The sequence below is a fragment of the Leptolyngbya sp. DQ-M1 genome (assembly GCF_039962505.1).
In the GTDB taxonomy this organism is placed as follows: domain Bacteria; phylum Cyanobacteriota; class Cyanobacteriia; order Leptolyngbyales; family Leptolyngbyaceae; genus Leptolyngbya.
This window is the reverse complement of sequence record NZ_JAMPLJ010000005.1, coordinates 1-22,377: the sequence shown is the minus strand read 5'-3', so window position 1 is coordinate 22,377 and position 22,377 is coordinate 1. Positions and strand designations below refer to the sequence as shown.

Here is a 22,377-nt window from a genome sequence, read left to right as displayed (position 1 = left end):
GTTCCGCAGTGAGCGAAGCGTGTGATTGAGGTAGAAGTCCATCAACAACTGCGAGCCTTTCTCAGAGAGCAAGGCGAATCGTACTGGTCGCACCATCTGACAATGGCGCGATTGGTCGCACGGGCGCTTCGTATCGGTCGGAGTGCCCTGATTCAAACGGGCGCACCCTCAGATCTTCAGGGACGCTACCGTTTAAGCTATCTTGTGCCGATTTTGATGTGGCACGAACCTGTGGTTCTGGTTGTGCCTGAAATGATCCAGCAGCGGATTTTAAGAGTTGAAGTTCCCCGGCTGCATCAGTGGATCACTCACCCAAAACCGATTCAGGTTGGCGATCGCGCTCCTTCTCCCGATTACAAAGGGATTTTAATCACCACTCCACAAGCGTGGCTGAGCGATCGACTCAACAATGAGGGCAGATTTCCCCCCGGAATTCCCACAATCATCGACGGCGTGGACGATCTAGAAGCCTGGACGCGAGAGCAACTGACCTTTAATATCGAATCTGCTGATTGGGAAGCGCTGATGCTTGCCTGTCCTGCTCAGGTCGATTTGATTCGAGATGCGCGCATTCAGTTGATTCGCGCTGTTTTTCAGCACCCTGCAAACCCTTACGAATGTTATTTGTTCGAGCAATCCGAACGCGACATTCTCACCGATCTCCATCAGCAATTAACCGAATCTTTGCCGCCGAACTGGGCACGATTTTTTGAGCAGTTCAACAGAGCCGATCGCTTGACCTGGGTAATGATCGCGCGCCAATCCGGGCAGTTTTCCCTGCATTGTGCTCCGGTCGAAGTAGCTTCATCGCTTGCCCCAATTTGGTCACGGCAACCGACTGTACTCATCGGTGGAGCATTAGACCTAGACTCGGATGCCACGATGTATCGAGCCTCGATCGGTCTCGAAGCCGATTTAACCTGCTTGAAATTTGCGCTCGATCGCCAAGAAGACCTGGTTCAGCTTTATCAGCCTGAAGGTATTCCTTTACCGAATACACCCCAATTTCAGGGAGCATTGCTGCGAGAACTGCGATCGCTCCTCGCAATTGCTTCTCAAGCCTTTTCCGTCATTCTTGTCGGCGATACACCGTTAAAATCTCAAGTTGGGTCAATTTTGGCAGCGGAATTTGGCTCTAGAGTCCAAGTCGAGCGTACCTGTCTTGAAGACAACGGAATTTTAGTCACCGGCTGGGAATTTTGGCGGGAGCATCAAGGCGTTTTACCTGCGCCCCAAATGCTAGCGATCGCCACGTTACCGATTCCCTCACTAGAGCATCCTCTAGTTGCAGGTCGCGTTGCTCACTATAAACAGCATCGTCAAGACTGGTTTCGGCTCTACCTCTTACCGCAAGCCCTGAGCGAACTTCAACGCGCTGTCTCCCCGGTGCGCGAAAGTCAGGGAGTCGTCGCATTGCTCGATACTCGCGTTCTTCACCGCAGCTACGGCAGCCAAGTCTTAACTGCACTCAGTCCCTTCGCCCGCATTAACTACCTGGATGACACGCTCTTCAGCGATGTAGGCGACGAATCAAACGCGATATGATCGCATTAATACACCTCAACGCATAAAAATTTATGGGAGAAGCAAAACGTCGGAAAGAATCATTGGGTGACAATTACGGTAAAGAATCCAGAATTGCGCCCTGGTTGCCCCTAACCAAAACCCAAACGCAGCAGTTTATGAAGTGGACATCCACCGGAGCTTGGACTGGCATTGCCCTACTTGTAGTTGCGTGGATTGTCGTCCGATTTGTTGGCCCTGCGGCGGGTTGGTGGCAAGCCAATTAGATTTATTTCTAACAGGAAAAAGGCGATTTATTGGTTGATAAAGGGGATCAATTGATCCCCTTTATTGCTTTAATAAGAACTTCGTATTGATTCGATGAACTCTACGGATCAATTCCCCCCAATTGCGTGATCCCCTATCTACAATGAGGACAGCTTCAGTCAGGGGGCTTGATTACTTCCCGAAGTTAGCAAGCGTAACAAGTTTCAAACGTTACCTAAACAATAGTACGAAATATTAAGAACCCTATGCTTTCTTGGGCTTGTTGCGTTCGCTACTTTGGCTAGTGGTTCAGTCGGGTAATATGACTCTCGTTAAGGTATTTTATTTAACACCTATTTTCTTCGGTATTTGCGCGATCGCGCTATATTATCAGGGAAATAAACGTTGAATTCTTAAGATAAGGTTTAGAATTAATCGTGGTGATTGGAGGACAATTGTGTTCTTACGACTAGCAGAGCAACACCGTCAATTTGTTCAAGATCTGGTAATGAATCTCCAAGCACTAGCAACCGTGCTGGAGAACCGGGGTTACTTGGCATCTTGTTACACCTGTGGCGGTCAAATGAATAGCGCTTCGTTTATGGTGAGTCTGGGCAATAACCATCTGATTCGGTTCTTGGTATCCGACTATGGCATCACCTGGACGGAAATGCGTGACGATCGAGAATTAATGAAGCTTGAGGGCGCGGAAGCGATCAGCCAGCTTCAAGAGTTAGCAAACTTGGTGAAGTATCAGATTCAGCCATCCGACTACCGCCCGATCGCACCTGTCGAAAGCTTACGATAAGCCAAAATCGTTTAACGGTCAGTGATCCCCTCGTTTCTGCGGGTGCGCTTTCAATGAGATAATTTGGCAGAAAGCGAGGTGCATTCGTTAACGCAGCCCATTGCGCCTCACGCCAAAGTGCCATCGCATCCTGGGGCTGGTATGAAGACAACTTATGACCGTTCCTGACTCTAATTGGCAGCATCAATTCATTGAAGCCAACCACATCCGATTGCATTATGTGACACAAGGAGAGGGAGACTTAGTTCTTCTGCTGCACGGATTTCCTGAGTTTTGGTATTCATGGCGCTATCAGATTCCAGCACTAGCACGGCATTTTAAGGTAGTTGTTCCCGATCTCAGAGGTTATAACGATTCAGAAAAGCCCACGAGCGGGTACGACCTCGATACCTTAAGCGCAGATATTCGTAGCTTGATCGATCGCTTAGGCTACGATCGCGCTCATGTGGTAGGGCACGACTGGGGCGGTGCGATCGCGTGGCGATTGGCGCAGAAATTTCCGAGTTCGCTCGATCGCTTGGCGCTCCTCAGCGCTCCACACCCGCAGCGATTCGCCAAAGATTTACTCAGCAACTTGGATCAACTGCGTCGGAGTTGGTATGTGCTGGCGTTTCAGGTTCCTAACTTACCGGAGTGGCTGATTCAGTCGAACATGAGAGCGTTTGTACAGAATATGCTGCAAGAGCAAGCCGTCCGCAAGGGAGTGTTTACTCAAGATCTGGTTCAGAAGTATCAAACGGCGCTGCAAAAACCGGGAGCGATCGCGGCTGCCATGAGTTACTATCGTCAGCTATTTTTATCCGGGCACTGGATGCGGGATTGGATGCGATCACCCGATCCGATTTCGGTTCCGACCTTGGTGCTTTGGGGCGACGAAGATTCGATTCTCAGTCCGAAGTTGATGGACGGGATCGAGCAGTGGATTTCGGCTCCGTTTAAGTTCAAATTGATTCCGCACTGTGGGCATTGGATTCAGCAGGAAGTCCCGCAAACCGTGAATCGAGAACTGCTCGAATTTCTCAGAAGTCCTGCTTGGGCGTAATATTGCCGCAAATTGTCATTCATGAACGATCGTGCATCTTATGGCGATCGTTCTTTTTTTGTGAAATCATTTGTTCTGGCAAAAACGATCGTTCTACGCTTGACAAGTCGTACTCATTCCGAGTACGCTTTCTAAAGAAATAAAGCAACTTAAAAAGAGAGAAGCGCTTATGTTCATCGATCGCTCCGGGCAAAAAGTTCCGAATGTCACTTTCCGCAGCCGCGAAAACAATGAATGGGTCACCATCACAACCCATGAATTATTTGCAGGTAAGACAGTGATTGTGTTCTCACTACCAGGAGCATTCACACCAACCTGTTCATCAACGCACGTTCCTGGCTACAACGAACTGTCAAAGGTATTCAAAGCGAATGGTGTCGATGATATTATTTGCATCTCTGTGAATGATGCGTTTGTGATGACTGAATGGTGCAAATCTCAAAACGCCGAAAACGTCCGCATGATTCCTGACGGGAATGGAGAATTTACCGACGGCATGGGGATGCTGGTCGATAAAAGCGATCTTGGATTCGGAAAACGATCATGGCGCTATTCGATGCTCGTAAAAGATGGGACGATCGAGAAAATGTTCATCGAACCCGACGAACCCGGAGACCCATTCAAAGTGTCAGATGCTGACACGATGCTGAAGTACATTAATGAAACCGCAGAGAAACCAAAAGCGATCTCACTGTTCACAAAAATTGGATGTCCGTTCTGCGCTAAAGCAAAACGAATGCTGAAAGAGCATGACCTCGACTATGAAGAGATCATTTTGGGTCGAGATGCCAGCCCTCGCACCTTACGAGCGGTAACGGGTGCAACTACAGTGCCGCAGGTATTTGTCGATGGCGTACTGGTTGGTGGATCTGAAGATTTAGAGGCATATCTGACGTAATCGTTGACAAAAAACCGGTAGAAATCTCTCTACCGGTTCAACGAATAATCAATTACTCAAACTCCGAGCGCAGTGCTGCACAAATTCAAAACTTTCTCTATTCTCGCTCCGTTCTCTTCGGTGTGAAGAGAACTTCGGGGTGAAAAGGCTGTGCCTCCTGCCCGTTCGTTGAGGAAGTTGAAGGCTCTGCTAAGCGACGTGCGGCATTAATAAAATCAGACGGCATCATTATGATCGTCGTCGTATTATTCTCCGCCCCAATTTCCGTCAACATTTGCAAGCGTCGAAGCTCCAGTGCCGCCGGATTTTGGCTCATATTCTGTGAAGCTTCTGCCAGTTTCAGCGATGCCTCTTGTTCTGCCGAAGCTTTGATCAAGCGCGATCGCTTTTCCCGTGTCGCTTCCGCTTCTTTTGCCATCGCCCGTTGCATACTGGCTGGAATCTCGACATCTTTGATCTCAACTCGCTCTAGCACAATTCCCCAAGGCTCAGTAATCTCATCCACAATTTCTTGAACCCGCGAATTGATCTTGTCGCGATGCTGTAGCACTTCATCCAGCATATTCTGACCGACCACGTTTCTTAAGCTGGTTAAAGCGACCTGATACACTGCCACTTCATAATTCTCGACACGGTTGATCGCTTTAGTCGGATCAAGAATTCGATAGTACAGAACAGCATTGACGCGAACAGTGACGCTATCTGCGGTAATCGTTTCTTGCGGTTCAATATTGACGGTTTTGGTACGAATATCTACCTGAACTTTCTGATCAACCCAGGGAATAATCCAGTACATTCCAGGCCCCATTGTGCCTCTAGCACGTCCCAACCGGAAAATCACGCCGCGCTGATATTCTCGATCGACCTTCAGCCCGTTCAGCGCCAGAATCACCAGCGCTGTAAAAAAGACTGTAACAAAGCTTCCCATAATCGTGTTTCTTAAAGGGATAGCTTTGTTCTAACACGCACGATCGACGAAGTACCCCGCGTGACCCGCGTAAGAATCTTAAATTTGATAAATCTACAACTCTGCTCGAATCGTGAACGAATAATCTCCACCAGGTTCAAGCTGATAGTCTTTAGCTTCGAGAAATCGTCCCAGCGGCTCTTTAATCAAAGCACGCCCCAACGAAGGTTGAATACTCAACAAGCCGCGCCGAAAATGCCAGTGAAACTGCCACTCATACTCATTTGCTCGCACTTCACCCTCGATGCTGCCCTGCTGCCAGGACTGACGGAGAATGCGGACATGGGCAGTGGTTTCTGGTAAACGTTTGCTCACAATTGGATGATTTACGATTTCGGCTCTACGATCTGATTGTTATAAAGGCTCATCGCTTTTTCAACCCCTTGCTTGAGGCTGAGTTCGATCGCGCTCACGGTCAAGTCCAAAACTTCATCGATCGCGCTTTTCTCGTTTGGCGCAAAAGTGCCTAATACATGAGATACCGCATCTTTCTCGCTCGACTTGGCACTGCCGATACCAATTCGCAACCGAGGAAACTGCTGCGTTCCCAGATGTGAGATCGCCGATTTCATGCCATTTTGCCCCCCGGCTGACCCCGACAAACGAATTCTTAACCGACCGACGGGTAAATCCATATCGTCGTAAATCACCATCACCGATTCGGGGGGGAGCTTGTACCAATCCACTACAGCCCGGATCGATTGTCCAGACAGGTTCATGTAGGTGGTCGGTTTGAGCAAGCGAATTTTGCCCGCAGGACTCATGCCTTCTCCAAAAAAGCCCTGAAACTTCTTCGTTTCAGAGAGGCGAATTTGCCAGCGATCGGCGAGGCGATCGAGCGCGAGAAATCCGACATTGTGGCGGGTATTTTCGTATTTGCTGCCGGGATTTCCCAAGCCGACAATTATTTGAGGCAATTGAGCCAACTGAGGCACTTCGGGCATAACACTCTAATCTTTCTCGACGGTCGCGGTAATTGGCTCGTCGGTTTTGTCATGATCGGTTTCCGCTGGGGCAAGCGTTGGTTTCTCTTCTAAGGTCGCTTGCATCGATTGGGGCGTAGCGGTAGTGATTTGCTCAGCCTCGCGCTTAAATTCGTTTTCAAATTCTTTTGAGGCATCCTGGAAGCTGCGAATTGCTTTACCCATGCTGCGTCCGATTTCGGGGAGCTTTTTCGGACCAAACACCAGTAATGCAACCACCAAAATCAAGACCATTTCCGGTAAGCCAATGCCGAAAAAGTTCATAGCAATCTCCGAGTAAGGGGTAGCTTCTATTCTAGAAGGTTGTTCTGTCGAGTTCATGATCGTCTCTAATGCGCTTCGTAAAAAAAATCCCGGACGAATCCGGGAGCGCATATGCTAACCATGCGGCGATCGTTCTAACCGCCCCAATCCACATCAAAACCGTTGAGAATGAGTTCTTGGTTATAAATTTGCAGAATAATCAGCAGGAAGACCAAAAACAACGCCATAAAAATGCCCATCAAAGGCGTTGTGCCCCATCCGGGAACGACTTTACCGTATTCTGAATTCAAAGGTTTGAGGATGTCTCCCAATCGAGTCCGCTGTGCCATAGCCCACCTTGTTAAGTTAGTCTCGACAAATATCTAAACTCACACTACCACTTTCGCGTAACACTGTTAACGACAAGTTTGAGCGGATAGTTTAAGCGGATATAAGTTACGCTTCTCCTTTCCACGCTTCGATCACTTCATCGACGGTCTTTCCGAGAATTCGAGATAGTGGAATCAGTTGATGACTTTCTACTTCTGCACCTTGATAGATTCCCCGGAGTTCTACGCGGGATAAGCGGTAAGAATCACAGAATTTTGCAAACTCTTCTTCGGTCAGGTCTAGATCGGCTTGCCGTTCCCGCAGCATGACTGCGATCAGCGCGCTTCCTTGTAGGGGTCTTCCAACCTTTGCTAAATATTGCTGCACAAGGTCGCCAACACGATCGGATGATCCACCCATGCGGGCGATTAGGTCATAACACGCAAGATACAAGGCTTTGCGAAACAGTTCTGCTTCATTGAGCGATTTGGCGATCGCTGCTGCATTTTTCGGATGGCAAAATCCAACAATCTCACCCTCATATGAGAGCGGCACGAAAGCCGATTGAGTCGAACATTCCCAGGAAAGAGCCGATTTAGCTTTTAACATCGTGGTAGCACCGCAGAAATCTTTGTTTAAGATTCCCCGCGCCCTCGAAGCATTACTCAGGCATGTCAAACAAAACGGTGGTGATGTAGCGATCTGCCCACACTGTGCCGAAGGCTTTTTCCAGCACTCGGCGGGTTTTGTCGTTTTGCTGCTGCTGAGTGCAGTAGTATCGCTGTCCCGCCAGAATTTCGGCACTTTGCTCTGGAGTCGGATCAGTGGCGATCGCCGTTTGACAGTGAATTTCTAAATACGATCGTACTTGCTCTAAAAATGCTGCTTCTTCTTCTGGACTGCTCGGACGGACCAGCAAACAGAAATCAGAAAAGATATCACCCCATTCTGGAACCGCTCGTCGCTGCACAAACTCAGTTTCAGGAACGGCGTTGAGTGCGGTTTGATAGTCTTCGGGAAGTTGGCGATCGGCACTAATTGGAGAGAGATCGGCGATCGCTAAGCTAATTTGTCCGCCGCGTCCGCCGACTAGATCGGCTCCGAACATCGGTAACGCATACTCTGGACGCGGAAACATGACACAGTGCAAGATATCCAGCGAGTTTCCAAGCTTTGCCAGTTCGAGATGAAGTTTGCGGAACTGCGGCGATTGATAGCAGCGATTTTCAATCACCAGTTTTTCACCTTCCATTCGTCCTTCTACGTAGCCTAAATCTTCGGGCAGGTCGTAGGGTGACAGATCTAAGTGTTGCTGCCACACGCGCTCGATCATGTTGGCTAAATTGCGAATTAAAGGGTGTTGCTGTTGGCGCAGAGAAGGTGAAATCGAAGTCATATTAAATCAATGAAGAATGAGGATAAGGTGTTACTCACTCTTCTCTTTTACCAAGGATATCAGTTTGCAACTGGGAATTTTTAGATGCGGGGGTAGGGGATAAGGTTTCTCTGCCTCCTCCGGGTTGAGCGTTTGATAATTGTTTGCACAATCTGTAACGTTTCTATAATCGATCGCCGCGTTGATCAAACCCGAGTGAGACACTGAAAAAAGTGCGTTATTACAAGCATTGGCTGTAGTTAGGAGCAAGTGGATGACCCTGCGATCGGTGGAGCCTGCTAAAAAGAAATTATGGTATGCCGCGATTAAGCCGCCCATGTATAGTGTGGCAGTTATGCCGATTTGGGTTGGGTCTGCGGTAGCGTTTGCTGAAACTCGATCGCTCAATCCAGCAATTTTCTTCGTATTTTTGGTGTCTGCGATCTTGATCCTGGCTTGGGAAAATCTGAGTAATGATGTGTTCGACTCGGAAACTGGGGTCGATGTGAATAAAGCGAATTCGGTCGTTAACTTGACCGGAAATAAGCCGCTCGTCTTTTGGATTGCCAACGCTTGCTTGGTGGCTGGGCTTTCGGGGATTTTGTCGATCGCGCTGTTGCAGCAAGATTTTACAGTGATTGGATTGATTCTGCTGTGTTGTGCGATCGGCTATGTCTATCAAGGCCCACCCTTTCGATTGAGCTACAAAGGTTTGGGTGAACCGTTGTGTTTTGTCGCGTTTGGCCCTTTGGCATTTGCGGCAGCTTATTACAGTCAAACGAAAGCTTGGTCAACTGTGAATTTTGCGGCATCAATCGGCGTGGGAATCGCGACGAGTTTGGTGCTGTTTTGTTCGCATTTTAATCAGGTGAAAGACGATGCTGCGATCGGTAAAAAATCTCCGGTTGTGCGCTTGGGTGCAAAGCGATCGGCGGAACTTTTGCCTTGGATTTGTGGCAGTTTTTACGCATTGACGATTTTGTTTGTAATTTTGAAAGTGTTTCCGTTCTGGACGCTGTTGTCGTTACTGAGCTTTCCGGTTGCAAAACGCTTATGTCAAGTGATTAAAGCTCACTATGATCACCCGCATAAACTGTTGCGTTGTCGATTGATTGCGGTTGAATTGCATTTTTGGTACGGCTTGCTGTTTGGATTAGGATTTCTGCTTCCGTGATGAAGTTTGAGTTTCGCCCGTATCGTCGGCGATTCCGTCAACCGTTGAAAACACATCATGGAGTTTGGACGGTACGAGAGGGAATTCTGATTCGATTGGAAGAGGCGGCGGGGCGAGTTGGGTTTGGGGAGATTGCGCCGTTGGAGTGGTTTGGCTCGGAGTCGATCGAGGATGCGATCGCGCTTTGCCGGAATGCTCCGATAGTGGCTCCGATAGTGATTGATTCTGATTGGATTCGAGATATTCCCCTTCCTGCTTGTCAATTTGGGTTTGAATCGGCTGCGTTGATGGCGTTGGGAAGTCCCCTAAATTCCCCACGAGTGGGGGACTTTGAAGGTGGAAAAGTGCTTCAACACAGTGGATTACTTTCTCAGGTGGAAGACTGGGAAACACTCTGGAATCAGGGGTATCGAACGTTTAAATTGAAAATTGCAATTGCACCGATTGAAACAGAAATTACAACGATCGCATCACTACTCAGCCAATTACCAAAAGGTGCAGCTTTAAGACTCGATGCCAATATGGGATTGGATGAATTTCAACTACGCCAATGGTTAGAGTTTTGTGATGGTTTTAGCAATATCGAGTTTATAGAGCAGCCAATGCTAGAAGATGATTTTGAAATCATGTTGGAGTTAAGCCAGCAATACCAAACTCCAATTGCATTAGATGAATCGGTTGCAACGCTTGGGCAGCTTCGAGATTGCTACGATCGCGGCTGGCGTGGAATCTTTGTGGTCAAACCTGCGATCGCTGGATCTCCGTCACAGCTTCGTAAATTCTGTCAGCAGCATCAAATTGATACCGTGTTTTCGACTGTTTTCGAGACGGCGATCGGGCGACAGATGGGATTGCAGCTTGCAGCAGAACTGAGCAATCGAGCCGTGGGATACGGTACAGCACATTGGTTTGATGAATTGAACAGTGAGAATTTTGAGGAGCTATGGAACAGCCTCTCAGTCGATTAGAATCATTCCGTTTTGCGGATGTTGAGGGATTAGTGGAATTGGCTCGACTGCGGTATCGGGAATTGCTGGAGATTGAGAAGCCAGTGATTTTATTGTGTGATCGCGATCCGGCGCAGTTTCTTGCGGGGTTTGTTGCGGCTTGCTCGGTTCCGTGTCAAGTGTTTTTGTGTAATCCAGATTGGGGTGAGACGGAGTGGCAGCAGGTTTTAGAGTTGGTTAAGCCGAACTTGTTTTGGGGAACTTCGGAGGTTGCAGAGACCCTGGAAAGCCCCCTAAATCCCCCACAAGTGGGGGACTTTGATTTCAGTCGGCAAAAATTGGCGATGAAAACACTCATCATGATTCCAACAGGTGGCACTTCAGGGAAAATCCGATTTGCAATGCACACATGGGATACGCTCAGCGCATCGGTGCAAGGATTTCGTCAATATTTTGAGATTGAATCGATTAACTCCCTTTGTGTCCTGCCGCTTTATCATGTGAGCGGACTGATGCAATTTATGCGATCGTTCCTCACAGGCGGCACATTCATTACTCAATCCTGGAAAACGCTAGAGACTCAATTCGACCCACAAGACTTTTTTATCTCACTCGTTCCGACCCAGCTTCAGCAATTGATGCCTTACTGCGACTGGTTAGCGAGATTCAAAACGATTTTGCTAGGGGGTGCGCCTGCGTGGTCAGATTTGCTGCAACAAGCCCGATCGCAAAACTTACCGATCGCACCCACCTACGGCATGACCGAAACGGCTTCGCAAATTGCCACCCTCAAACCTGCCGATTTTCTTAGTGGAATTCAAGGCTGTGGATGCGTTCTGCCTCATGCTGAAATCACGATCGTCGATCAAAAGCTAAGCATTCAAGCCAAGTCCTTAATGCTCGGTTACTACCCGAATTTGCTCACCGAGTCGAAATTCGCTCCCGATGACTTGGGGTATTTTGACGATCGCGGCTTTTTGCACCTGCTCGGACGAGACAGCAACAAAATCATCAGTGGCGGCGAAAATATTTTCCCGCTTGAAGTTGAAGCGGCAGTTCGATCCACAAACCTCGTCCAGGATATTTATGTTTTAGGCACACCTGACCCGATTTGGGGGCAAAGCGTCACGGCAATTTTCGTTCCAAGTGATGAAGCCATTACGATCGACCAACTCAAAGCCGCTCTACGCTCGCGCCTCACCGCCTTCAAACAGCCGAAGCGCTGGATCAAAGTTGCTCAAATTCCGCGAACGGCTCAGGGAAAAATCCAGCCCGATCGCATCGAAGCAATTCTCAAATGATCCGAAAGATTTTACCGTTGACGAAACCACATACTACACTTGTATTATAAACCTGTTCACACTTATGAAAGGAGACCATCATGCACACCTTAACTCGCACCAGCACAACGGAAATGGAAGTGACGAGCATCCGTTTAGAACGTGAGTTGAAGGAGCAGCTTAAAGCACTTTCTGGCAACCAAGGCTATCAAGCGCTCATTCGCGAAATTTTGTGGAATTACGTCCAACAGCGATCGGGCAGCTACACCCCAGAACTCTCTCCCGCCGATATTCGCGCCACCCTCTCCGCTACAGCCCAAACTGACGATCGCTGCGCTCTAACTGGCAACCTGATACATTCTGGAGACCCGATTTTGCTGGGACTGACGATCGAGGGCAATCTTATTCCGCTCAGCCTCGGCAGTATGCCTTAACTCGAATATCGGGAGAAAGGATGAGTCAATTCTCCTTTCTCCTGTTATGATAAATATCGCAAGCGGATGTGGCGGAATTGGTAGACGCGCCAGATTTAGGTTCTGGTTTCGCAAGAAGTGAAGGTTCAAGTCCTTTCATCCGCATTTCTGAACTCTCTACCTACTAGTATGTGACTTTAACCATAAGTTGGACATTTGTTCACTGTTATGGAGCAGTTGAGGTGGGTGTGGTTGAGCCAAGTTGCAGGGCATAAAGATTAGCGTAAATTCCTTGTTGTGCCAGCAGTTCCGAGTGCGTTCCGTGTTCCACAATCTGTCCACCCTGAACGACTAGCACCTGATCCGCTTGAGTCACCGTACTAAGGCGATGAGCAATCACAAAACTTGTGCGATTTTGAAGGAGTCGTGCGATCGCGTCCTGCACCAGTGCTTCGGTGCGCGTATCAATGCTGCTCGTTGCTTCATCCAGGATCAAAATTCCCGGCTGAATCAACACTGCCCGCGCAATACTAATCAACTGGCGTTGTCCTTGACTCAGCATCGCTCCCCGTTCCCCTAAATAGGTTGAATATCCTTGTGGCAGCGTGGTAATCAGTTCGTGCACGTTTGCAATCTGAGCGGCGGCTTCAATCTCGGCTTGAGTTGCAGTGGGACGACCAAACGCAATATTTTCGGCAACAGTTCCGCTAAACAAAATCGTGTCTTGTAAAACAATCCCAATTTGGCGACGCAGACTAGCTTGAGTCACAGTTCTGACATCAATGCCATCAATCATTACTGCTCCACCAGTCACATCGTAAAAGCGAAGAATTAAGTTAATAATCGTGCTTTTTCCTGCTCCAGTTGCACCGACAAGGGCGATCGTTTGTCCCGGTTTAGCCAGCAAATTGACTTGATTTAAAACGCGCTGGTTTGCGGTATAGCCAAAAGAAACATTCTCAAATCGCACTTCACCCTGAATGGGCGGCAGCTCGATCGCATCAGGAGCATCATTAAGCTGTGAGGGCTCATCGAGTAAGCTAAAAATTCGTTCGAGTCCAGCGATCGCGGATTGAGCCTGGGTGTAAAACTGACTCAGAATCTGAATCGGTCTGAAGAATTGTTGAACATAAATCAAGAACGCAGTCACAACCCCCACTGTTGCTTGTCCGCTCACCGCTAAATAGCCACCGTATGCCAGTACACCTGCGGTTGCTAAGGTATTGAGAAAGTCGATCGACGGTAAAAAGGCTGCGGTAATTGCGACCGCTTGAATGTTCGCATCGCGATTTGCAGCATTGAGATGGACGAATTCATCAATGTTTAGTTGCACACGATTAAACGCTTGAGCTTCGCGCACACTGCTAATGTCTTCTTCGAGTTTAGTAGATAGTTCTCCGATCGTTTTTCGGGTGACTCGAAAGCGCGATCGTGCCCAACGTGAAAAGACTGCTGTAGTTAGAATCATCAACGGCACAACAAAGTTACTGACTAGCCCCAATTGCAGATTGATCAATAACATTGCAATGATGATGCCAACCAAGCTAAATAAGTTACCGAGCATTTGCGCTACGGTTTGACCGAAAGCTTGATTCACAGTGCTAACATCATTCAACAATCGACTCATCAAATCTCCAGCTTCGCTACGATCGAAGTAGCTCAATGGTAGACTTTGCACCTTCACGAAAATGTCTTCTCGGAGTTGCGCGAGGACGTGCTGCACAATCCAACCGACTCGGACAATCTGCTCACGAATTGCTTGAACACCAATAAAGTAAATCAGTGTCAGCACCAGTAGAGCGAGTAATAAGCCCTGAAGATTCCCTTGTGTGATCAAGTGATCGATCGACCATCCAATAAAAAACGGCCCAACTGCCTGTGATGCGGCTCCGATTAACACACACAGCAATGCGATCGGAACTTGTTTACGATACGGCTGAGCATAGTTCAAAAACCGCCTTAATGTTGACACCTGGCGGGTTGACTTTTCGGTGGTTGCTAAAGGACTGTTCATGACCGTTTCACCTGAGATTCCAAAATTGCGCTGTAGAGCGGGCTAGTCCGCATTAGTTCTTCGTGCGTTCCCTGTGCAACTAACACACCTTGATCCATCAGCAAAATTCGATCGGCATTTCGCACCGTGGTAATCCGTTGGGCAATCACAAATGCAGTACAAGTTTTTTGCTCCATCAATAGATCGAGTGCCGTTTGAATTTCTGCAGCGGTTTTAGCATCAACGGCTGAGGTACTATCATCGAGGATCAAAATGCGATAGTCGGTTAACAATGTTCGAGCGATCGCAATCCGTTGGCGCTGGCCGCCGGATAGTCCGACACCCCGCTCTCCAACGATCGTGTCGTATCCATCCGGTAGTCCTGCAATAAAATCATGAATCTGCGCGGTTTTTGCAGCCTCGACGATCTCTGCTAAAGACGCATCCGATTTGGCATAAGCAATGTTTTCTCGCAGCGTACCAGCGAACAAGGTTGTTTCTTGAAACACAATGCCAATGCGCGATCGTAAACTCGTCAAGCTGAACTCTCGCACATCATGTCCATCGATTCTGACGGCACCTCTAGTCGGGTCATAAAATCGCGGCAGTAGATTGACGATCGTACTTTTGCCTGATCCGGTCATGCCAAGAATTGCAATTAGTTCATTCGGCTTCGTTTCAAAGGAAACGCCTCTCAGGGCTTCAGTCGTTGCGCCGGGATAGCGAAATGAGACATTTTCAAACGTAATTCTGCCGCCACATTTCACAAACGGAATCGCATTGGGTCGATCGCGAATTTCAATTTCAGCATCGAGAACTTCATACACTCGTTGTGCCGAAGCTGCTGCTTGAGCGATCGCAGGTGCAGCAAATCCAATCAGCAAAATTGGTTGAAGAATGAACAGCAAATATGAATTAAACGCAACCAGTTCGCCAATGGAAAATTGTCGATTGATTACCTGTGCGCCACCATATCCAACAACCGCAACGGTAATCAAATTGCTCAACAGAAAAATCAACGGAAACGTATTCCGAATTGCGTACAGCGTCTTCATGCTGATAGCAATCAATTCATTGTTTAGTGCAGTATAACGCGCTTTCTCCTGTGATTCTCGGACAAACGCTTTCACCACGCGCACACCGAGGAGATTCTCTTGCAAAACAGCATTTAGATCACCGAGTTGCTGTTGTACTCGCTGAAACACACTGCCATTCCGACTGAAGAATCGCGTTAATAGCCAAGCTGCGATCGGCACAACGATTAGTGTAATCAGTGCTAACTGCCAGTTCATCACCAGCAGAATCGTGGCGATCGTAACCAGCGTAATCACGGCTCCAATCACTTGAATTAAGCTTGTTCCAATCAACACTCGGATCTGCTCAATGTCGCTAGTTGCACGAGTGATTAACTGTGAAGTTTGACTGCGATCGTGGTAGCTAAAACTCAGCGTCTCAATCTTGGTAAACAATTGATTGCGGAGATCATACGCCACACCTTGCGAGGTCGCTTCCGACCAGAAGGTTTGCCCAAAGTTGAACAATCCCCGCGCGATCGCGGCAATCACCATCAAGGCTGCACTTTCCCACACCACGGTAAAGTTCTTTGCCGCAATGCCTTGGTCAATGCCCCAGCGAAAAATTTGGGGAGTGATAGCAGTTGCAGCAGTTAACAGCAGCAGACTTAAAACAGCACCGATCGCCACAAATCGATGCGCTTTTAAGCCTTGCAGCACTCGTCTGAGTGGAGCCATTGATGAAGGTTCGTCTTCACGGAGTTGAGTCAAACGACACCACCCTTAACAGTTGAACTGTGCGATCTTATGGAACTAAAGCGAGTCTAACATCTGCTTTAGGGCAGGCATATTTTGGTTAAACACGCCGCATCATTGTTTAATTCAACACAAACAACTGTTGAAAAGCGTTTCAATTGTACATAGACTGAACATTTAGCTAAATGTATTGCAGCTAAATGTATTGCAGCTAAACGGAAAGTAACGTCAGTTCGACGGGTCTTCTACTTTATTTTGAACAGCCTTTCAGACTTAAATTTTCCCTCGATTTGAAGCTTATGTATTCTCAGGAACTGGGTATTGATCAAACCGTTGCATTAAGTCGAGTAGTTCCGCTTGGCTAGGTTGCCTTCCGTCTTTTGTCAAATCAGCTAATCCCTCAAAATACTGCTCACGTGAATCAGCAGGACAAAACATAATCAGCAATGTTGCTTGGGTCTGCCCAGCATTAGAAAATCCGTGAGGAGTGTTTTCCGGGACAAGAATGAAGGTTTTCGGCTCAGCAACCACTCGGCGCTCACCTAAAACCAGTTCTACCTCACCTTCTACAACATAAAACAGCTCAGTCAATTCTTTGTGAATGTGAGGGCTAGCACCATTCGCTCCGGGTTCCATCACAAACTCAAATAAGCCAAAATGCCCGTGTGTCTCTTTGCCTGTTGCTTTGAATGTACAAGTGCTCGTGCGAATTTGTACCGATCGTCCTTCACCAGGTTGCAAAATTAGAGGAAGCGACATGGTTTACTCCTAAGTATCAGGGTGTTGGGAACTGTTGCGATCGCATTAATTTCAAACAATAACTGATTCCCTGCTAACCTTGCCCCTGGAATAAGGATATCGTCAGGTTTACAATCTTCTTCGCTCATCCCTAACATCTGTTATGAATGTTCTATGGAGCTTTTGGGTTAGTCGCTTTAAAACTTCAATATGAACAGAAAATGTCTTCAAGAAGCTTTGGCAATGTTCTGTTTTGTTTACTTTTAGAAGAATGTGTACCATGTCCCAACTTGAAACCTTGTTAGAGAGCATGACTTTGAAAGAAAAGGCGGCGTTGACTGTTGGACAGGACTTGTGGACAACGGTACCCATTGAGCGCCTCAATATTTCTCCGATCTGGCTTTCTGATGGCCCGACCGGATTACGTAAATCGCCTAGTTCAACAGAAGTGGGAATCGGTAGTAGCTTACCAGCAACAGCCTTTCCTACTGAGTCCGCGATCGCATCCTCATGGAATCCTGCCCTAGCTTATGAGGTTGGCAAGGCGATTGCGATCGAAGCCCAAACGCACGATGTCCAAGTGTTACTGGGGCCGGGTGCCAACCTCAAGCGCTCTCCATTGGGCGGACGCAACTTCGAGTATTTTTCCGAAGATCCCGTTCTCAGTGGTTTGATGGCAGCAGCAACAATCAATGGAGTACAAGAGCAAGGAATCGGCACTTCGCTCAAGCACTTTGTAGCAAACGAGCAAGAAACGGGGCGGATGTACTCCAACAGTCTGATTGATGAACGGACGTTACGCGAGGTTTATCTCACCCCCTTTGAGATCGCAACTACTCAGGCGAATCCTTGGTCGCTGATGGCAGCCTACAATCAGGTCAACGGTACCTACGCCTCTGAGAACTCGTACCTCTTGCAGGACATTCTCAGAAAGGAATGGGGCTATAAAGGAATCGTGATATCGGATTGGTGTGCAGTCAACGATCGGGTTGCGGGTATCAAAGCGGGGCTTCATCTCCAGATGCCCGGTGGAGGTTCAAGCGTGGGTGCGATCGTTGCGGCAGTGAAGTCAGGTCAGTTGCCTGAGGAACGCCTCAACGAGATTGTGAGCGAGCTACTAGAAGCTGTCCTGAAGGTGAATACTGCTCGTAAGTCCGGCGTGACTTTTGATTCTGAGGCGCACCATGCGCTTGCCCGCCGAGCTGCTGGAGAGAGTATTGTCCTGCTCAAGAACGATCGTAATTTATTGCCGCTTGCAGGTGAGGTACTGTCTTCAGTTGCGCTAATCGGACGCTTTGCGAAGTCGCCCCGATATCAGGGATCGGGCAGTTCGCAAGTCGTACCCACTAAAGTAGAGAACGCCCACGACGAGTTAATTCGTCTGATAGGAATCCGAGAGGCGATCGCTTACGCTGATGGCTACACTGAAGACCAGCAATCCGACTCTGTGCTCTTGAGGGAAGCACAAGCTGTTGCTAGAGCAGCGAAAGTTGCTGTTGTCTTCGTCGGACTACCACCGTCCTTCGAGAGTGAAGGATACGATCGCGAACACCTTGATTTACCCCAAGCGCACAATGAGTTAATTGAGGCAGTGTGCGATGTTCAACCGAATGTTGTTGTTGTGCTGACGAACGGTGCAGCAGTCACCATGCCGTGGGTGTCGCGGGTATCTGCAATTATCGAAGGGTGGTTGGGCGGTCAGGCGGGTGGCGCAGCCGTGGCGGATGTTTTGTTAGGACAGGTTAACCCTTCAGGTAAGCTGTCGGAAACATTCCCGATCAAGCTTGCTGATACTCCCTCGTATCTCAGTTTTCCGGGTCAGGGACGGCAGGCTATCTATACGGAAGGACTGTTCATTGGTTATCGATGGTACGACGCTCGTGATATCGAGCCATTGTTTCCCTTTGGTCATGGTTTGTCGTACACCACATTCAGCTACTCGGAGCTGGAGGTAAACCAGCCGACGTTTAAAGATACCGATACGCTTACCGTATCTCTCAAGGTAAAGAACACAGGTTTGCGGGCGGGTCAGGAGGTTTTGCAACTCTATGTGCATCCGAAACAGCCGCGCTTATGTCGTCCGTACAAGGAACTCAAAGCATTTGAGAAGGTGTTACTTCAACCGGGAGAAGAAAAGAAAGTTGAGTTGCAGTTAAGTCCACGTGCCTTTGCTTACTACGATCCTGACGTTAAAGCGTGGGTGACAGATAGTGGAGAATTCGACATCCTGATTGGCGCATCCTCGCGTGACATCCGCCTCCAGATAACCGTGGCTCTCACATCCACTCGATCGCGACCTCTCCACTATGACCGTCTCACTTCCCTTGGGGAATGGATGAGCACTCCGGCGACAAGACAGATGCTGCAACCGATTCACGATCGATTGTTCGTCCGGGCAAAGATGTCGGAGGATGCAGCCGCCGCTGATTCAATCAGGCGCTTCTACGAAGATATGCCAATTGCCAAGCTGGTAGTTATGGGTCTGCTAACTGAGCAACAACTACAACAGATGCTCGAAGAGGTTAACCAGGGGTAAGCAGTGGGAGTGACCTTCTTCAGTCACAATCGGTTAAGGCTAACACTTCCGAGAGGTTGTATCTATGCCAGATGCTGCTTAGATGAGCATCAGTGGAATTTATCGAGGAATTTTATCAAACTAGAGAAACACCTGGTCTTACTTAGGAGCAAAAGTTATGAGAGAGTCTATTTGCGCTGCTTTGACTTGTGCCTGTCTGCTCACAAATATGCCGTTTAATCCAAAGCAAGCCTCTGCTGTACCCTTTCCCAAAGCTGTTGCGCCTGATCCGGTTCCTCTGTTTCAACAAGTAGAGCGCAGCACTATCACGATCGCTCCCCAAGCTTCTAAACAAACCCCAGATCCAGCAGATATTTACGTTCCTAGTACCCCTGCAACCCCTAAGAAATTTCCAATCGTGTTACTGCTACAAGGCGCATTAGTGGATAAATCAGCGTACTCAACCTTCGCCACTGAAGTTGCCCGCTATGGATTCATTGTTGTGGTTCCCAATCATACGCGATCGCTGACGGCTCCAAATGGACAAACGATAAGCGGACTAGCATCTGAACAACAGCAAGTTAACGATGTGCTGAAACAAATGATTGCCGAAAATGCCAATCCTAAATCCCGCCTTGCTAACCGAGTAGACCTCACTAGGCTAGGGCTATTAGGACATTCGTTTGGGGGGTATGTTGGACTAGGCGCAATCCAAAATCGGTGCTTTCCAGGCGTTTGCACGGGTAGCTTTGCTCGACCACCCGCGCTAAAAGCAGGAATCTTTTACGGCACCAATTTCCGAACGCCCCCGATCACAGGCACCTTTCCAATGATCGCGAACCAGAACATCCCGACAGCTTTAATTGCTGGCAGTCTAGATGGTGTGTCTACCCTAGACGAAACCCAAAAAACTTACCGGCAAATTCAAACCCCGCCGAAAGCCCTGATTGTAGTTAAGGGAACGAATCACTATGGCATTACCAATCAAGATAATCCCCGTGATCCAAGCCGACCCACCCTAACTCAAGCCCAAGCGAATACCACGATCGCTCGATGGAGTGCTTGGTTTTTACGCGCACACTTGCTGAATGATCCAGTTGCTTTCGATCGCGTCTACAAACAGGGAAATACTTACGATAGTAATGTTAGTGTAACCAGTGCCAAATAGATGTAATGGAGCAATCAACGCATAGCGATCGCATCAGACGACGCTATGCGTTGAACACTAACAATCCAAATTCAGTCTTATGCTTTTGCACCCTGTGGCAGAAAAGCAGCAGAATCATAGTACGTCCGAAAATGCTGCACTTGTCCGGCTTGAGTTTCAAGGATGCTCACACCTCGATATCGAATCGGTTCACCAGAAGATAATGTGCCTTCAGAAGTCCACTCTAGCGCGATCGTCCCACTGCCTTCGCTGGTATGCGTAAAGTGAGAGCGGATTTGCTCGAACACGGATAGATAGTTCTGCCAAAACTGCCGAATTGCTTCTTTTCCCCGAATCGGTTCGTGCATTGCCAGATTGCTTAAGTCTGCATTCTCGGCAAACAATTCTACTAATGAATCGACTGTTTTTGTTGCTTCTGCCTGCTGTAAGCTTTGCATAAAGCGAGTTGCTAGACTCTCGCTGCTTTTGGCGTGGGACGAAGCATGAGCAGCTTGAGGATTGACTTTTAAGCGAGCATCCGTAAGATCCGCATCAAAGAAATCATCCTGTTGGGCTTGGTCGCGATAGATTCGTTCACTCGATTGCATGATTAAAGTTCTCCTTCAAAATCTTTGTAGGTTAGGGTGTTGGCAACTCATTGTGCAGCGATCGACCTGCTTGGGTGAGCATCTGTCCCAATTGATCAACCTTTGCAGCTCCTTGATCCTGAGCAACGGTTGCACAAGTCGCTTGACCTAATTCTTCCAGCAGTGCCGCGATCGTGGTTGTGCGTGATTCTAGAATGGCTTGCTTCAGTTCACTCAGCTTTCCAAATATGGGAGTATCTTGAAGCTGCATTTCCCAGCGCTCAATCAACGCAATGGCAATCGCAGGATCAGCCGCACTGAGATCTTGTTGGAGCAGATGAAGGGTTGAATCTAAATCAGTGGTTTCGATGTGATGAGTCATTTGCTGTTCTCCTGATGAATTGAGCAGTGTTAGATACTTCCGAATTAGTCCGATCGCAACCGCAGGCAGTTCAAGATGCGGCGTGAGCCGACCTTCTTCAAGCGTCTCAGAACTACGGATTGCAGTCGGATTGAGCTGAGCAAATCGCTCCCCCAACTCTGGATTGGTATATTCGGTCTTCTGTCCCCAAAGCAAAGCAGTTGGTGTGGTGAGCTTGGGAATGTATTGCGCTAAATCAAAGCTTAAGTCGCCGCGCACAAAGGCAAGGGCTGCATATTCTGCGTTCGGCTGTTGTGCAGATTGCAAGTAAGCTTGAACAATTTCGGGATAGACGCGATCGCGGTTCGCAAATTGCCGTTGCTCTAAAAATCCCCGAATTCCTGCTTCAGTTGCCACTCCAGCGCTGTAGAAGAAACGATCGAGAATCGGAATTTTGATGATTTGAGCAAACAGATTCTCACTGTAATTCTGTCCAAAATCATTTAACCCCGCCGCAGTGACGAGAATCAGCGACTTAAATAATTTGGGATGTTCCACTGCGGCTCGAACCGTAAAGGCTGCGGTCAGTCCTGACGCAATCACTGTAGTTGGAGCATCGCACGTTTGCTTGATAAATTCGACGATCGTTTGTACATAGTCCTCAACGCGATAGTTGCGAGCGGGATGCGCCGATCGCCCCCATCCAATCAAATCTGGTGCTAAAACTCGATAGTCAGCAGCAAACGCCGGATAGACCTTTGACCATTCATAAGCCGAGGAACCTCCGCCTAGTGCATGGAGAAATACCAATGGTTCTGAAGCAGAGTTTTGGCTCCAAAGCTTTTCTTCGGCAGTGTAGTACACGATCTGACCAAGCGAAGTATTCAGCGATCGTGTTCCAAATCCAGGTGGTATAAACATAAAACTAAACCACTATGCACTGAAAGTACATAGGTTCCTTCAGGGCTGAAAGCCCAAGTGAACTCATTCCAGCAAGAAATTGTCGTTGTCCTGATTTGATGGATTTCGATGATGTT

At 48.2% G+C, this 22,377-nt stretch carries 22 protein-coding genes, 1 tRNA gene and 1 pseudogene; 12 read left to right on the top strand and 12 right to left on the bottom strand.

From position 1 onward, the window contains the following. Positions 1-21 precede the first annotated feature (21 nt). From NC981_RS16585 to NC981_RS16565, 5 genes are all read left to right on the top strand, one after another. Positions 22-1,545, top strand: coding sequence for an ATP-dependent DNA helicase (locus NC981_RS16585; RefSeq protein WP_348243974.1), 1,524 nt, complete (start codon positions 22-24; stop codon positions 1,543-1,545). Positions 1,546-1,577: 32 nt separating this feature from the next. Next, entirely contained in the window at positions 1,578-1,790 is a 213-nt protein-coding gene (locus NC981_RS16580) for a DUF2839 domain-containing protein (protein WP_190376440.1), read from the top strand. 437 nt (positions 1,791-2,227) lie between these two features. Next, the gene (locus NC981_RS16575) at positions 2,228-2,578 is read left to right on the top strand and encodes a DUF1815 family protein (RefSeq protein ID WP_348243973.1); all 351 of its coding nucleotides are present in this window, start codon (positions 2,228-2,230) and stop codon (positions 2,576-2,578) included. A 154-nt stretch (positions 2,579-2,732) separates the two neighbouring features. Further along, the gene (locus NC981_RS16570) at positions 2,733-3,620 is read left to right on the top strand and encodes an alpha/beta hydrolase (RefSeq protein ID WP_348243972.1); all 888 of its coding nucleotides are present in this window, start codon (positions 2,733-2,735) and stop codon (positions 3,618-3,620) included. A 169-nt stretch (positions 3,621-3,789) separates the two neighbouring features. Further along, entirely contained in the window at positions 3,790-4,518 is a 729-nt protein-coding gene (locus NC981_RS16565) for a glutathione peroxidase (protein WP_348243971.1), read from the top strand. A 97-nt stretch (positions 4,519-4,615) separates the two neighbouring features. On the opposite strand, the gene NC981_RS16560 is transcribed toward NC981_RS16565, so the two are convergent. The 7 genes from NC981_RS16560 to NC981_RS16530 form a co-directional block, all read right to left on the bottom strand. Beyond that, complete coding sequence (locus NC981_RS16560; RefSeq protein WP_348243970.1) at positions 4,616-5,446, bottom strand: slipin family protein; 831 nt, start codon at positions 5,444-5,446, stop codon at positions 4,616-4,618. A gap of 93 nt (positions 5,447-5,539) precedes the next feature. Next, positions 5,540-5,803: a DUF3146 family protein gene (locus NC981_RS16555; protein WP_190376502.1), complete on the bottom strand. Its 264-nt coding sequence runs from the start codon at positions 5,801-5,803 to the stop codon at positions 5,540-5,542. 8 nt (positions 5,804-5,811) lie between these two features. Next, positions 5,812-6,429 carry an aminoacyl-tRNA hydrolase gene (pth, locus tag NC981_RS16550; protein WP_348243969.1) on the bottom strand — a complete coding sequence of 206 codons (618 nt, stop codon included), beginning with the start codon at positions 6,427-6,429 and terminating at the stop codon, positions 5,812-5,814. A 6-nt stretch (positions 6,430-6,435) separates the two neighbouring features. Beyond that, the gene (locus NC981_RS16545) at positions 6,436-6,732 is read right to left on the bottom strand and encodes a TatA/E family twin arginine-targeting protein translocase (RefSeq protein WP_190376446.1); all 297 of its coding nucleotides are present in this window, start codon (positions 6,730-6,732) and stop codon (positions 6,436-6,438) included. 134 nt (positions 6,733-6,866) lie between these two features. Next, positions 6,867-7,061, bottom strand: a complete 195-nt coding sequence (psbH, locus tag NC981_RS16540) for a photosystem II reaction center protein PsbH (RefSeq protein ID WP_059000601.1) — start codon at positions 7,059-7,061, stop codon at positions 6,867-6,869. Positions 7,062-7,167: 106 nt separating this feature from the next. After that, positions 7,168-7,650, bottom strand: a complete 483-nt coding sequence (locus NC981_RS16535) for a hypothetical protein (protein WP_348243968.1) — start codon at positions 7,648-7,650, stop codon at positions 7,168-7,170. Between the two features lie 52 nt (positions 7,651-7,702). Further along, complete coding sequence (locus NC981_RS16530) at positions 7,703-8,437, bottom strand: phycocyanobilin:ferredoxin oxidoreductase (RefSeq protein ID WP_348243967.1); 735 nt, start codon at positions 8,435-8,437, stop codon at positions 7,703-7,705. A 253-nt stretch (positions 8,438-8,690) separates the two neighbouring features. Between NC981_RS16530 and menA the strand changes: the two genes are divergently transcribed. The 5 genes from menA (at position 8,691) to NC981_RS16505 (ending at position 12,395) form a co-directional block, all read left to right on the top strand. After that, complete coding sequence (menA, locus tag NC981_RS16525) at positions 8,691-9,590, top strand: 2-carboxy-1,4-naphthoquinone phytyltransferase (protein ID WP_348243966.1); 900 nt, start codon at positions 8,691-8,693, stop codon at positions 9,588-9,590. After that, on the top strand, positions 9,590-10,558 hold the full coding sequence (locus tag NC981_RS16520; protein WP_348244227.1) for an o-succinylbenzoate synthase: 969 nt from the start codon (positions 9,590-9,592) through the stop codon (positions 10,556-10,558). Before menA ends, NC981_RS16520 begins: the two co-directional genes overlap by 1 nt. Then, complete coding sequence (locus NC981_RS16515) at positions 10,534-11,838, top strand: 2-succinylbenzoate--CoA ligase (protein WP_348243965.1); 1,305 nt, start codon at positions 10,534-10,536, stop codon at positions 11,836-11,838. Before NC981_RS16520 ends, NC981_RS16515 begins: the two co-directional genes overlap by 25 nt. A gap of 80 nt (positions 11,839-11,918) precedes the next feature. Further along, complete coding sequence (locus tag NC981_RS16510) at positions 11,919-12,251, top strand: hypothetical protein (protein ID WP_348243964.1); 333 nt, start codon at positions 11,919-11,921, stop codon at positions 12,249-12,251. A 62-nt stretch (positions 12,252-12,313) separates the two neighbouring features. Then, positions 12,314-12,395 (top strand) — tRNA-Leu (locus NC981_RS16505). Between the two features lie 61 nt (positions 12,396-12,456). On the opposite strand, the gene NC981_RS16500 is transcribed toward NC981_RS16505, so the two are convergent. The 3 genes from NC981_RS16500 to NC981_RS16490 form a co-directional block, all read right to left on the bottom strand. Continuing rightward, positions 12,457-14,244: an ABC transporter ATP-binding protein gene (locus NC981_RS16500; protein WP_348243963.1), complete on the bottom strand. Its 1,788-nt coding sequence runs from the start codon at positions 14,242-14,244 to the stop codon at positions 12,457-12,459. Next, complete coding sequence (locus NC981_RS16495; protein ID WP_348244226.1) at positions 14,241-15,974, bottom strand: ABC transporter ATP-binding protein; 1,734 nt, start codon at positions 15,972-15,974, stop codon at positions 14,241-14,243. The genes NC981_RS16500 and NC981_RS16495 overlap by 4 nt, the downstream gene beginning before the upstream one ends. A gap of 315 nt (positions 15,975-16,289) precedes the next feature. Continuing rightward, positions 16,290-16,751: a cupin domain-containing protein gene (locus NC981_RS16490; protein ID WP_348243962.1), complete on the bottom strand. Its 462-nt coding sequence runs from the start codon at positions 16,749-16,751 to the stop codon at positions 16,290-16,292. 259 nt (positions 16,752-17,010) lie between these two features. Between NC981_RS16490 and NC981_RS16485 the strand changes: the two genes are divergently transcribed. Further along, on the top strand, positions 17,011-19,266 hold the full coding sequence (locus NC981_RS16485; RefSeq protein ID WP_348243961.1) for a glycoside hydrolase family 3 C-terminal domain-containing protein: 2,256 nt from the start codon (positions 17,011-17,013) through the stop codon (positions 19,264-19,266). Positions 19,267-19,423: 157 nt separating this feature from the next. Beyond that, positions 19,424-20,413: a chlorophyllase gene (locus NC981_RS16480; RefSeq protein ID WP_348243960.1), complete on the top strand. Its 990-nt coding sequence runs from the start codon at positions 19,424-19,426 to the stop codon at positions 20,411-20,413. A gap of 77 nt (positions 20,414-20,490) precedes the next feature. On the opposite strand, the gene NC981_RS16475 is transcribed toward NC981_RS16480, so the two are convergent. Next, a complete protein-coding gene (locus NC981_RS16475; RefSeq protein ID WP_348243959.1) occupies positions 20,491-21,000 on the bottom strand; it encodes a nuclear transport factor 2 family protein in 510 nt (169 codons plus the stop codon). 382 nt (positions 21,001-21,382) lie between these two features. Then, positions 21,383-22,261: pseudogene (locus tag NC981_RS16470) on the bottom strand (alpha/beta hydrolase); the annotation flags it as partial. Between the last annotated feature and the right edge of the window lie 116 nt (positions 22,262-22,377).

Coding starts and splice junctions, on each gene's coding strand:
- NC981_RS16580 (WP_190376440.1), top strand. CDS start 1,578: ATGGGAGAAGCAAAACGTCGGAAAGAATCATTGGGTGACAATTACGGT.
- NC981_RS16570 (WP_348243972.1), top strand. CDS start 2,733: ATGACCGTTCCTGACTCTAATTGGCAGCATCAATTCATTGAAGCCAAC.
- NC981_RS16565 (WP_348243971.1), top strand. CDS start 3,790: ATGTTCATCGATCGCTCCGGGCAAAAAGTTCCGAATGTCACTTTCCGC.
- NC981_RS16560 (WP_348243970.1), bottom strand. CDS start 5,446: ATGGGAAGCTTTGTTACAGTCTTTTTTACAGCGCTGGTGATTCTGGCG.
- pth (WP_348243969.1), bottom strand. CDS start 6,429: ATGCCCGAAGTGCCTCAGTTGGCTCAATTGCCTCAAATAATTGTCGGC.
- NC981_RS16545 (WP_190376446.1), bottom strand. CDS start 6,732: ATGAACTTTTTCGGCATTGGCTTACCGGAAATGGTCTTGATTTTGGTG.
- psbH (WP_059000601.1), bottom strand. CDS start 7,061: ATGGCACAGCGGACTCGATTGGGAGACATCCTCAAACCTTTGAATTCA.
- NC981_RS16535 (WP_348243968.1), bottom strand. CDS start 7,650: ATGTTAAAAGCTAAATCGGCTCTTTCCTGGGAATGTTCGACTCAATCG.
- NC981_RS16530 (WP_348243967.1), bottom strand. CDS start 8,437: ATGACTTCGATTTCACCTTCTCTGCGCCAACAGCAACACCCTTTAATT.
- menA (WP_348243966.1), top strand. CDS start 8,691: ATGACCCTGCGATCGGTGGAGCCTGCTAAAAAGAAATTATGGTATGCC.
- NC981_RS16520 (WP_348244227.1), top strand. CDS start 9,590: ATGAAGTTTGAGTTTCGCCCGTATCGTCGGCGATTCCGTCAACCGTTG.
- NC981_RS16515 (WP_348243965.1), top strand. CDS start 10,534: ATGGAACAGCCTCTCAGTCGATTAGAATCATTCCGTTTTGCGGATGTT.
- NC981_RS16510 (WP_348243964.1), top strand. CDS start 11,919: ATGCACACCTTAACTCGCACCAGCACAACGGAAATGGAAGTGACGAGC.
- NC981_RS16500 (WP_348243963.1), bottom strand. CDS start 14,244: ATGAACAGTCCTTTAGCAACCACCGAAAAGTCAACCCGCCAGGTGTCA.
- NC981_RS16495 (WP_348244226.1), bottom strand. CDS start 15,974: ATGGCTCCACTCAGACGAGTGCTGCAAGGCTTAAAAGCGCATCGATTT.
- NC981_RS16490 (WP_348243962.1), bottom strand. CDS start 16,751: ATGTCGCTTCCTCTAATTTTGCAACCTGGTGAAGGACGATCGGTACAA.
- NC981_RS16485 (WP_348243961.1), top strand. CDS start 17,011: ATGTCCCAACTTGAAACCTTGTTAGAGAGCATGACTTTGAAAGAAAAG.
- NC981_RS16480 (WP_348243960.1), top strand. CDS start 19,424: ATGAGAGAGTCTATTTGCGCTGCTTTGACTTGTGCCTGTCTGCTCACA.
- NC981_RS16475 (WP_348243959.1), bottom strand. CDS start 21,000: ATGCAATCGAGTGAACGAATCTATCGCGACCAAGCCCAACAGGATGAT.